The organism is Rothia sp. HMSC061C12 (genome assembly GCF_001815755.1).
In the GTDB taxonomy this organism is placed as follows: Bacteria; Actinomycetota; Actinomycetes; order Actinomycetales; family Micrococcaceae; genus Rothia; species Rothia mucilaginosa.
The window spans coordinates 165,610-177,630 of the sequence record NZ_KV821875.1 but is presented as its reverse complement, the minus strand read 5'-3'; the positions used below and the strand labels follow the sequence as shown (position 1 = coordinate 177,630).

7 protein-coding genes are annotated in these 12,021 nt (G+C 63.6%); all 7 read left to right on the top strand.

Going from position 1 to position 12,021, the window contains the following annotated elements; translation table 11 throughout:
* Positions 1-125 precede the first annotated feature (125 nt).
* The 7 genes from HMPREF3055_RS07750 to HMPREF3055_RS07720 all read left to right on the top strand — a co-directional run bounded on the left by HMPREF3055_RS07750 (position 126) and on the right by HMPREF3055_RS07720 (position 11,974).
* Positions 126-1,175 carry a FecCD family ABC transporter permease gene (locus HMPREF3055_RS07750; RefSeq protein WP_246826923.1) on the top strand — a complete coding sequence of 350 codons (1,050 nt, stop codon included), beginning with the start codon at positions 126-128 and terminating at the stop codon, positions 1,173-1,175.
* Positions 1,175-2,281, top strand: coding sequence for a FecCD family ABC transporter permease (locus HMPREF3055_RS07745; protein WP_070738785.1), 1,107 nt, complete (start codon positions 1,175-1,177; stop codon positions 2,279-2,281). The genes HMPREF3055_RS07750 and HMPREF3055_RS07745 overlap by 1 nt, the downstream gene beginning before the upstream one ends.
* A complete protein-coding gene (locus tag HMPREF3055_RS07740) occupies positions 2,281-3,123 on the top strand; it encodes an ABC transporter ATP-binding protein (RefSeq protein WP_070738784.1) in 843 nt (280 codons plus the stop codon). The genes HMPREF3055_RS07745 and HMPREF3055_RS07740 overlap by 1 nt, the downstream gene beginning before the upstream one ends.
* 549 nt (positions 3,124-3,672) lie before the next feature.
* Complete coding sequence (locus tag HMPREF3055_RS07735; RefSeq protein WP_141758483.1) at positions 3,673-5,076, top strand: enterochelin esterase domain-containing protein; 1,404 nt, start codon at positions 3,673-3,675, stop codon at positions 5,074-5,076.
* A gap of 267 nt (positions 5,077-5,343) precedes the next feature.
* Entirely contained in the window at positions 5,344-7,044 is a 1,701-nt protein-coding gene (locus HMPREF3055_RS07730) for a (2,3-dihydroxybenzoyl)adenylate synthase (protein WP_070738783.1), read from the top strand.
* Positions 7,045-7,110: 66 nt separating this feature from the next.
* Entirely contained in the window at positions 7,111-7,338 is a 228-nt protein-coding gene (locus HMPREF3055_RS07725; protein ID WP_005507422.1) for a phosphopantetheine-binding protein, read from the top strand.
* 256 nt (positions 7,339-7,594) lie between these two features.
* On the top strand, positions 7,595-11,974 hold the full coding sequence (locus HMPREF3055_RS07720; RefSeq protein WP_210399387.1) for a non-ribosomal peptide synthetase: 4,380 nt from the start codon (positions 7,595-7,597) through the stop codon (positions 11,972-11,974).
* Positions 11,975-12,021: the final 47 nt, after the last annotated feature.

The following is a 12,021-nucleotide window of genomic DNA, read 5'->3' as shown; positions in this document are numbered from 1 at the left end:
CCGCTCCGGCGTTTCTCTCATTATCTACCGGTGTGCCGGGTGCCCCCTCTTGCGGCGGGGTGCCGGGTGCGCCTCCCCGTTTTCTTGTATCGAGCATAAGGAGCATAGTGGCCCGCACGAGCTCATTGTCCCGAGGTGTTCAGCAGGAGAGTACGTCCCGTCAGGGGTCTGTGATTCAGGGGCAGAAGTTGGGTAAGCGCCTGGCTTTTCTGTTCTTGTTTGCGGTGCTTTTGGCGGGTGCTGTGGCTGCTTCTTTGCTGTTCGGATCGAATAATCTTCCGCCGGATGAGGTTCTGGCTGTTTTTAATGGCACTGCTTCTGAGCAGGCGCAGACGATTGTGATGGAGCAGCGTATTCCGCGTACCCTGGTGGGTCTTGCGGCGGGTGCGGCGTTGGCTGTTGCCGGTTCGCTGATGCAGTCGCTGACCCGTAACCCGTTGGCTGAGCCCGGCCTGATGGGTGTGAATGCCGGTGCTGCGGTGGCTGTGATTGCTTCCGTGGTGGTTTTTGGTGTGATGGGTATTTGGCAGTACATGATTGCTGCGACGATTGGTGGCGCGTTGGCTGCGGTGCTGGTGTACACGCTGGGTCGTGGTCGTGACGGGTCGATTGTGAAGCTCGCTCTGGCGGGTGTGGCGATTTCTGCGGCGCTGTCGGCGATTGCGCAGGGCCTGATTTTGGCTGATCAGGATGCGTATAACGAGTTCCGTGTGTGGGTTGCCGGTTCGCTGGAGGGCCGCGGTATGGATATTGCGTCGACGGTGGGTCCGGTGATTGTGCTGGGTATGCTGGTGGCGTTCTTTGTGGCTCCTGCGATTAATGCTCTGAGTATGGGCGAGGAGGCGGCGACCAGCCTCGGCGTGAGCGTGCGTACGACCCAGAACTTGACGTTGCTGGCGGTGACGGTGCTTGCCGGTGCGGCGACTGCTGCGGTGGGTCCGATTGGTTTTGTGGGTTTGGCGGTGCCGTTTGTGGTGCGTGCCCTACTCGGTAATGATGTGCGCTGGGTGAATTATGGTTCGGCGTTGTTGGGTCCGGTGTGGCTGCTGTGTGCTGACGTGTTGGCGCGTGTGCTGGTGGCTCCGCAGGAGACTCAGGTGGGTATTGTGGCGACTCTTGCCGGTGCCCCGGTGTTCTTGTTCTTGATGACTCGTCGTAAGGTGGAGGCTCTCTAATGTCGAATTCTTCCGCTGTTTCGACGGCGACTGCCACCAGCTCCGCTAATCGTTCTGCGCGTCGTCGCGGCCGCGATTTGGGTGGCCGCCCGGTGTTGACTGTGCGCGGTCCGCTGAGTGCTCAGGTGCCGTGGCGTGTGCTGATTTTGAATGTGGCGTTGGTGGTGCTGATTGCGGCGCTGGCGTTTTGGGGCATGTTGCAGGGTGATTATAAGATCGCCCCGGAGAAGCTGATCCCGGCGCTGCTGGGTGAGGGCAAGCAGATTACGGTGACTTTCGCTCAGCAGCGTGCGGCGCGTATTGTGGCGGCGCTTCTGGTGGGTGCGGCGCTTGGTCTCTCGGGTGCGATTTTCCAGGTGATTTCGGGTAATGCCCTGGGTTCGCCGGATATTATCGGCTTCACGAATGGTGCTGCGACCGGTGCGCTGTTGCAGATTATTGTCTTCAATTCTGGCCCCGTTGAGGTTGCTCTGGGTGCTGTGGTTGGTGGCTTGGCGACTTCGGTGCTGGTGTGGCTGTTGACGCGCCGTACGGGTTTGCATGGCTTCCGCCTGGTGCTGGTCGGTATTGGTGTGGGTTCGACCCTGGCGGCGTTCAATGCGCTGCTGGTGGTGCGTGCTTCGCTGACTCAGGCGCAGACCGCGGCGTCCTGGCTTGCCGGTTCGCTCAATGACATCACGTGGGAGCGCACCTACGCGCTGATGGGTCTGCTGCTCGTGGTGACTCCGCTGCTGCTGATGCTGGTCCGACCTCTGGGCGCGATTCGTTTTGGTGACCAGGTGGCATCCGGTTTGGGTGTGAGCGTGAACGCGTACCGTGTGGCGGCTCTGTTTATCGGTGTGCTTCTGGTTTCGCTGGCGACCGCGACGACCGGCCCGATTGCCTTTGTCGCCTTGGCGGCACCGCACATCGCGAAGACCCTGTCTCGTAGTGGCGGGGTGGGTTTCACCTCCGCGGCACTTATGGGTGCGCTCATGGTGCTTGGCTCTGACCTGATTGGCCGATTCGCTGTTCCCGGACGCATCATTCAGGTGGGTGTGGTGACCGGCGCGATTGGCGGCCTGTACCTGATTTACCTGATTTACCTCGAAAGGAAGAAGAGCTAGTGAACGCTAGTGTGACGACCCGCCTTGAAGGCGAGAACATGGTGGTTGCCTACGGTGAGCATACGGTGCTCAACGGGGTAGATTTTCAGGTGCCGGAGGGGGAGCTGACCGTTATCCTAGGCCCGAACGCCTGCGGTAAGTCGACCACCCTGAAGGCTCTTGCCCGCGTGAACCCGCTCAAGAAGGGTGAGGTTCGCCTGGACGGCACCCCACTGCCGCAGATGAAGTCCCGCGCTATCGCCAAGATCCTGGCGATGCTGCCGCAGACCCCGGAGGCGCCTAGCGGCGTGACCGTGGCGGATGTGGTGGCGCGCGGCCGCTACCCGCACCAGTCGCTGCTGCGTTCCTGGTCTGATGAGGACGAGCGCGCCTGTGTTGAGGCGATGCATGCGGCGAACGTGCTGGAGCTTGCTGAGCGTCCCATTGAGGCGCTTTCGGGCGGTCAGCGTCAGCGTGTGTGGATTGCCATGACCCTGGCACAGCAGACCCCGCTGATTCTGCTCGATGAGCCGACCACCTACCTGGACATCACGCACCAGATTGAGGTGCTGAACCTGACGAAGAAATTGCATTCCGAAGGGCGAACGGTAGCCGTGGTGTTGCATGACCTGAACCTTGCTTTCAGGTATGCTACTCATGTTGTGTTAATGAAGCAGGGCCGGATTATCGCTCAGGGCGATCCGCGTGCGATAATTACACCGGAACTTATCCAGGAAGTTTTTGACCTGCAATCGGTCATTATTCCTGATCCATGCACTGGCACCCCTTTGGTTATTCCGAAGGAGAACCAAACAATTCATATTGCCGCTGACGCTATTTCGGCGGCCCGCGAAAGCGAATAGTTTTCGCCCCTAAGCCGCGTGGGAGTTAGCACCAACCGTCTCAGTACGGGTGGAAAAGCTCGGCATTGCGCCGAGTAGCGAACGCTAGGATCTGAGGGACCCAGGATCCCCTGCGCGTAGGGCGCCTACCCGGTGCTCGCCCGTCTTTGACGCATGAACGGCTCCGAGCACTGGGTAGGTTCCATTTTGGGAACCCGTAGATGAGGCACCGAGACTGCCGCATGAGACCTTCACAGTTTGAAGGTTTGATGCACGGTCTCGGTGCCTCATCTCTTTTAACTTCTGGGCGGGGCCTGTGCGGGGGTGGGCTTAGGTGGGGCTGAGCTGGGCTGGGTTGGGCTTAGGTGGGGTTGTGGCGGCTTTGCGCTTGGGTTTTAGGAGCCCGCGCTCGCTGTCATGAATGTCATGTTGTGGTTCTTTCGCTTTTCCCTTTGGCTGGAGTTTGGGTAAGGGATACCATAGAGTGAGGTAGTAGAGGCTAACTAACGATAATGCGCCTCCTCACCGATTCTCACCGATTGAGTGTTTCCACAGACCAAGGAGGAACCGTTGGGCGAGCACGAACCCACCGCGACCGTTCCCGCGCAGAGTATTTCTGCACAGAATACTTCTGCCCAGAACACTTCTGAACAGGCTACTTCGGCGCAGCCGCGTACCGTTGCGCCGACCGTGCGCCCGGCCCCTCCCAAGATCCCGCGCCCCGTACCGGCACCGCGCGTGGACAGTCCCCTCATCAGCGCCCTCATCGCCGAGGCGGTCAGCCCCGAAGAGCTGAACGCCCGCATCGTTGAGATCGTCTCCGAAGGCACCCCCATTATTGAGCCGGTGCACCGTGAAGACGGCAGCATCAGTGAGAACGAGCGCATCGTCACCTTCCTGTACCACAACGAGCAGGCGGAGCAGGTGCTCATGTTCATTAACCGCCTGACCGATGAGAAGAACCTTGACCGTTCCCTCATGGCCCGCATCGAGGGCACTGGCTGGTGGCAGCTGAGCATACAGATGGAAACCACCTGGCGTGCCTCCTACAACTTCTTGCCGGCGCTGCCCGGCGAGCGCCCCGCCTGGCTGGGTGATGACGACCAGGTGCGCCTGCGCGCCGCTCTGGACTCCGGTGAGGGCGACCCGCTGAACCCCGAGACCGCGTGCAACCGTATCGGTCGTTGCATGGGTGTGGTGCAGCTTGAGCACGCGCCGGTGCAGGAGTTCCTCCTGACTCAGGAAGAGATTGACGCGCTGCCCGCCCCCGAGTGGATGCAGACCTCTGATGGTCACCAGTATGTGCTCGGCCGCGTGGGTGACCCCGCCCCGGATGCGCCGCTGTTCATCCAGTTCGACGGTGAGATGTGGTTCAGCCAGGGTATGGAGCACACCCTCAATCGTGCCCACGAGGCAGGTCGTATTCCGGCGATGCACGTGTTCTTCCTGCACTCTGGCGGTCGTGAGAACCGCTGGAAGGAGCTGAACGGCGACAACCCGATTGCCGACTACCTGGTAGAGATCGCGTTCCCGCACCTGGAGGCAGTGCACGGCATTAAGACCGCGCCGCAGAACATTGTGATTAACGGTCAGTCGCTGGGCGGTCTGTCCTCCCTGCTGGCGGTGCTGAGCCGCCCGGAGGCGTTTGGCGGCGCAATCGCGCAGTCTTCGTCGCTGTGGCAGCCGCAGGTCATGGACCGTCTGGACGAGCTGGAGGCGGCGGGTGAGATCGACCGCCTGCGCCACCTGTACCTTGAGATTGAGGTGGGGGAGCAGGAGTGGGTTCTGGTGCCTCCTCACCGCGAGCTGAAGGAGCGCCTGGAAAAGCTGGGCCTGAAGAATGCGCACTGCACGACCTTCAACGGCGGTCACGATTATGCGTGCTGGCGCGGTGCGATTGTGCCGGCGTTGGAACGTATTATTGCTGCCCACCGGGAGGCTGAGCGCGCTGAGCGGAGCTTAGCTGAGGAGTAGCGAGAGGTCGCCTATGAATCCTGCACGGGTAGAGCACACCCCGCATGGTGGGCGTGCGGGGGTCCCGTTAGGGTAAACACCGCCGCGCCCGTATCCTAGAGAAGTACAGCCTAAGAGAAGTGCAACACTACCGCGCCGCGAGGGGTGCCGAAGGGTACCCGGCGCAGGTTGCGCACCCGCCCTCATTGACGAGATGGCATCACGCTGCGAACGCACGCAGCACGTGAGCGCTATAGAAACCGCAAACGACACAGAAATCGAGAGAAGATGACCGTAGAACGTAGCCCCCTGGTCCCCACGCCGCTCATCCCCGAGTCTTTTGCCGCGAAGTACCGCGAAGCCGGCTACTGGATTGACCAGACCATCCCCGAGTTCCTGCTGGATGCATGCCGCGCTAAGCCGCACTTCCCGGCGCTGGTGGCGCTCTCGCACGCGCAGCTCGATGAGGACGGCAAGCCCCAGCAGATTCGCCTCTCCTACGGTGAGCTGGAGGCGGCAGGTCGTGCCGCTGCGGCGCGCCTCGTTCAGGCTGGCGTGCAGCCCGGTGACCGTGTGCTGCTGCAGCTGGGTAACACCGCCGAGTACCTGGTGTACCTGCTGGGTATTTTCTGGGCGGCGGCGTTGCCGGTGTTCTGCTTGCCGCAGCACCGCACCACCGAGCTCGTGCACTTTGCGACCCGCACCGACGCTGCGGCGCACGTGTTCTCTTCGCTGACCCCGGGCGCAGATTTCACCGCCCTGCACGAGGACGTTGCCGCCGAGCTGCGCAAGAACTCCCTGGAGCCGCCGGTCGCTATTGACGTTGCGGAGCCGCTGACCCCGCTGACCGAAGAGGAGCTCGCTGAAGAGTTCGTGCCCGGTGTCATTCAGAACACCGAGAACCTGCGCGCGAGCGAGCAGGTGGCGTTCCTGCAGCTCTCCGGCGGTACGACCGGCATTTCGAAGCTGATTCCTCGCACCCACGCCGCCTACCTGTACTCGGTGCGCGGCTCGGTCGACATCTGCAAGCTGAACAACAACACGACCATGCTCGTGGTGCTGCCCGCCGCGCACAACTTCACGATGAGCTCGCCCGGTATTCTGGGCGTCATGTGCGCCTCCGGCAAGCTGGTGTTTGCGGCGGATCCGTCCCCGCAGACTGCGTTCCACCTCATTGAGATGGAGGGTGTGACCACCTCCGCGCTGGTGCCGCCGTTGGCTCAGGCGTGGGTCGCCTCCGCGGAGAAGCGCGGCGTGTCCCTGCCCTCCCTGCAGACCCTGCAGGTGGGCGGTTCGAAGCTGGCTCCGGCGGTTGCGGGCAAGATTGAGTCGGTGCTCGGCTGCACCGTTCAGCAGGTGTTCGGCATGGCTGAGGGTCTGGTGAACTACACCCGCTCGACCGACCCGATTGAGCTGCGCCTGAGGACTCAGGGTTACCCGATTAGCCCCGACGACGAAATCCTGATTGTTGATGATCGGGACCAGCCGGTTAAGCGCGGCGAGAGCGGCCACCTGCTCACCCGCGGCCCGTACACGATTCGCGGCTACTACCTGGAGGAGAACGCGAACCGCTACGGATTCACCGAGGACGGCTTCTACCGCACCGGCGACATTGTGCGACTGGTCGCAGGCAAGTACCTTGAGGTGACCGGCCGCGCGAAGGACCAGATTAACCGCAACGGCGAGAAGATTGCCGTGGACGAAATCGAAGAGCTGGCGCTGACCCACCCCGACGTTTTTGACGCCGTGGTCCTGGGCATCCCGGATGAGACCGTGGGCGAGCGCGTGGGCCTGGTCATTGTGCCGCAGGAAGGTGCCGACCTGGGCGAAAACCCGCGCCGCACGATGCACGAGTTCTTCACCTCGAAGAAGCTCGCCGACTTCAAGATTCCGGAGCGCGTGCAGGTTCTGCAGGAGCTGCCCACCACGAACGTGGGTAAGATTTCTCGCCGCGAGCTGCGCGCCAAGCTTGCCGAAATTTTCGGCTAAACCCTTTGAGCTGACCATTTTCGGCTAAACCGTACGCCCTTATTCCTACCCCTATTGAGGAGAAAAATGTCCGCATTTGAGACCCTGCGCCCCATCATGGAGAAGTACATCGTCGAGCCCGACTCCCTGCAGACCGCTTTTGACGAGCCGACCACCGACCTGTTCTCCCTAGGCATGGACTCTATGGGCGCATTCGCCCTGCTCGACGACCTTGCCGCTGAGGGCGCCGTGATTGAGTTTACCGAGCTGGTGGAGAACCCGACCGTGGAGTTCATCGCCTCCCGCCTGGGCTAAGCGTTACCGCACCCCGAGTGCCCGCCTGCCGCGAATGCAGGCGGGTGCCCGGGGTGTTTGCTACTCGCCTCGTTTTTCTGTGCGCCGGTTTTACGCCGTGTTGTGTAGCTGCGTTTACCCTTGTCAGTGCACTTCTGCCAGCGCACTTCTGTCAGCGTGAAGCGGCGGGGCAGTAGCCTACCTTTCACACCTACCTTTAACACACCGCATATCATCCCTAATCCAGACCCCTAATCCAGACCTTTGAGAGGCCATCATGGGCGTAGCTGATACTACCGCACCCGCTAGCTTCGGGACTGCTTCCGACCTTCGCACCGCCGCGAACCCCTCCGCACAGCACAGCGCTGACAGCCCCTGGCTGCCGCTGACCACTAACGCACGCGGTATCTACTTTGCCGCCGCGATTGACCCGACGAACCCCTGCTACAACACCGCGGAGGTTCTGCAATGCCCCGCAGACACCGACCTCGCTCTGCTGCGTGAGGCTTTTGAGCAGCTCTACCGCGAGAACGAGGGCTTCCGCGTGCGCACCCGCATTGCCGATGGTGCCGCCTCCCAACAGATTCTGCCGCTTGAGGCGTTCCTCGCGGGCATTGACCTGCTCGTAGATGAAGGGGATCTGAGCGACACTGCGGAGGCGGGGGAGGAGAACGCCTCTGACCTGCCTGAATCAGCCCTGCCTGACTCTGATCTGCCCGCGCCGGTACGCGCCTGGGCACAGCGCCTGCTCGCCCAGCCCCTTACCACCGATGAGGGCGTGACCGTGCGCAGCGCAGTGGCGCGTTATGGCGGGTTCCTCTGGGTGTACCATTCCTTCTCCCACGTGGTTGCCGACGGATTCGCCGCGTTCAACGGCCTCTCCCGCGTGGCGGCGATATACCGCGCCCTGTCCGCCGGTCAGTCGGTTCCGGCAACCCGCCGCATGAGCCTGCAGCAGCTGCTCGACGCCGACGATGCCGCCTCCACCGCCCGTGACGAAGACGTCGCCTTCTGGGAGGCGAGCGGCGCCCTGGAACAGGAAGACACCTCCCTGGCGGGTCGTACCGCCTCCCCGTCGGCGCAGTCTGTGCGCCTGGCGTTCAGCATTGACGTACCCACCCAGCAGGCCCTGCTGGATGCGGCAAAGCAGCACGCCGTCTCCTGGCCCGTACTGGCGACCGCCGCCGTCGGCTCGTACCTGGCGCGTGTGGGCGGCTACCCGCAGGCTTCGTTCGGCGTGCCGCAGATGAACCGCATGTTCGCCCGCACCCTGCCGGAGGCGACCCGCGCCCTGGGCACGGCGAGCGCGCAGACCGGCTGTACCGCCGTGAATGTGCTGCCGGTGCAGGTTGCGGCGACCGGCCCCATCGCGGAGTCCCTGCACTCGGTGAAGGAACAGTACGCCCGCAACGCGGAGCATCCGCTGGCTCGTCAGGAAGACCTCGAGCGTACCGCGCGTAATGCCCAGTCCAGGCTGTTTGGTGCGCAGATTAACGTGGTGCCCTTTGACGCGGTGCTGCCGCTGGCGGCACCCTCCAAGGACGAGTCCGGATCCGCGGTACCGACCGCGCGCATTCACAATATCTCTGCCGGTCCGGTTGCCGATGCGACCTTCACCCTGCGCGGCATGCCCGGCCGCGGCAACAGCATCTCCTGCGAGATTGACATGAACCCGGCGCTCTACACCACTGAGGAGCTGGAACGTCACGCCGCCCGCCTGTGCGAGTGGCTGCCCGCCTACGCGGCGGAGGCGCAGCGCGAGGACGCCTCCCTGAACAATCTCGGCTTGGCGACCGAGGCGGAGCTTGCGACCCTGCGCGAGCTGACCGCCCCGGCGCTTACCGACCACCCGCTGGAGTACAAGACCCTGCTGGGTCGCTTCCGTGATGCGGTGGCGGCGCATCCGCAGGCGCTCGCCGTGCTGGATTCTGCCCCCGCGCCCGGTGAGGTGCTCACCCCCGAGTCGGAGCGCGCCTACGCTTTTGACCGCGCCCTCACCTACGCCGAGCTGGACGAGCGCGCCCGTGCGCTTGCCGCGCAGCTGCTGGACTGGGGCGTTCGCCCTTCCGACGCGGTGGGTCTGCGTGTGCACCGCGGTGCCGAGCAGTACGTGGCGCTGTACGCCCTGCTGTACGCTGGCGCCACCTACGTGCCGGTGCTTCCTGACCTGCCCGCCGAGCGTGTGGGCGTGATGATGGAGGACGCCGAATGTTCCCTGCTGTTGCACGGCCCCGGTCTGCAGCCGCTGAGCGCGGAAGAGCTGAACCCGCAGGAACCGCAGCGTCACGCAAATCTGCCCCAGTACGTACTGTCTGAGCAGACCCTGCCGCTGCTGAGCGCAGAGGAGCCCACCCGGGCTCCCTCCTCAGCACCCGCCGCTGAGGAGCTTCCGGGCGCGAAAACCGGCCTGGACGAGGATGCTTACGTGCTCTTCACCTCCGGCTCTACGGGCAGGCCTAAGGGCGTTGCCATCAGCCACCGCGCGATTGATAACCGCCTGCGCTGGCAGCAGCACCAGATTCCGGTGGGGGAGGGCGACCGCGTTCTGCACAAGACCCCCATCTCCTTTGACGTGCACGTGTGGGAGCTGTACTGGCCTCTCGCCGAGGGTGCCGCCGTGGTCATTGCCGCCCCGGAGGGGCACCGCGACCCCGCCTACCTGGCGCGCGTGATTGCCGAGCAGTCCGTCACGGCGGTGCACTTTGTGCCGACCATGCTGTCGGCGCTGACCTCTTCGCCGGCGGCGCGCCGCATCCTGGCTGATGCTGGCTTCGGTCAGGATCGAGAGCAGCCCCTGCGCTATGTGGTTTGCTCGGGTGAGGCGCTGCAGAAGGACCAGGTGCAGGCTGCAGGCGAGGTTCTGGGCGTGTACCCGCTGAACCTGTACGGCCCGACCGAGGCGGCGGTGGACGTGACCTTCTGGGAGACCTCCACCGACCCGCAGCGCGAGAGCGTGCCCATTGGCGAGCCTGTCTGGAACACCGGCACCCTGATTCTTGACCCGACCGGCCACCCCGTGCCGGTGGGTGTGACGGGTGAACTGCACCTGTCGGGCGTGCAGCTGGCGCGCGGCTACAAGAACAACCCGCAGGCGACCGCGGCGGCTTTCGTGGAGCAGGCTCCCGCCGGTGCGCTCGCGCTGCTGAACGGTGAGAGTCAGCGCCTGTACCGTACGGGCGATTTGGCGTGCTGGGAGATTCTTCCCGATGGTCGCGCCGTCATTGGCTACCGCGGCCGCACGGACTACCAGATTAAGGTGCGCGGTCAGCGCCTGGAGCTGGGCGATATTGAGATGGCTCTTGCCGCGGTTGAGGGCGTGAGCGCTTCGGTGGCTCTGCTGTACCGCGGCCTGCGTGAGCCTGCCCTGGCGGCGGTGCTGGAGGTCGGCGACGTGCCCGCTGAGCGTGCCGAGCAGCTGGTGGAGGCGGCGCGTGAGCATTGTGCGCAGGTTCTGCCGGACTACATGGTTCCGACCCTGTGGCATACCCTGCCTGCTCTGCCGGTGAGCCCCTCCGGTAAGGCGGATCGCAAGCTGTTGGCGTCCCTGGACCTGACCCCTCAGACTTCCGATGCTGAGGGTCCGCACGGTCTGCTGGAGCAGCAGCTGTGCTCGATTATTGCCGGTGTGCTGGGTCGTGAGCGTTTCGGCGTGGATGAGGATTTCTTCGCCTCGGGTGGTCATTCGCTGGCGGCTCTTGAGGTGATTGCCGCGGTTGAGGAGCAGCTGGGTCTGAGCGTGAGCATTGGTGCGCTGTTTGCGCATCCGACAGTGCAGGCTTTGGCGGCGTCCATTGCGGGCGAGCGTGGCGAGGGTGCGGAGTTCGCGCCGGTTCTGCCGCTGCGTGAGCACATTTTGACTCAGCGCGAACACGTTGTGACTCAGCGTGAGCAGCCCGTTGTCCCCGATACTACCGGTGCCCCCGCGCCGCTGTTTATTCTGCCGCCTGCTGGTGGTTTGGGCTGGTGCTATGCGGGGTACCTTTCGCATCTTCCGGCTCAGCAGGGTGTGTATGCTGTGCAGGCTGAGGCGTTCTCTGACCCGAATGCCGGGTTTGCGTCGAGTTTGCAGGAGCTGGCTGAGGGCTACCTGAAGCTGATCGAGAAGACCCTGGCGGAGCGTTCGTTGCCGCGTCGTTTTGCGTTGATGGGCTGGTCTGTGGGCGGTACTGCCGCGGTGCAGGTGGCGGCTCTGGCGCAGGCTGCGGGTGCGCTGGTTGAACGTGTCATCCTGTTGGATGCGTATCCTTCGGAGCAGTGGCAGGGCGTGCCTGCGCCGGATGAGCAGGAGAGCTTCCGCGCGCTGTTGCGTATGGGCGGTTTGCCGGAGCCTGCCGCCGATGAGCGGCTTGATTTGCCGGGTACGTTGGAGCGTCTGCAGCGGGCGGGTTCGGCGATGGGGTACCTACCGGAGGAGAAGCTGGGCGTGTGCTTGGGTAGTATGCGTGCTTCAGCGGCACTGATGCGTGGTGCTGAGCAGGCGTTCTTTGATGGTGATGTGTTGCTGGTGGGTGTGCCGCATGAGGATCAGCCGTATTTGGACGCGGCGGGTTGGGCGGCGCATGCGTCGTCGTTCCGTGCGGTGCTGCTGGAGGGTACGCACCCTGATTTGGTGAATCCGGCGCGTCTGGCGGAGGTGACCGGCCACTTCGCCAATTAGCCCGCTCTATCTGTAGAGTAATTAATAAATATAAATGTCCCCGATTG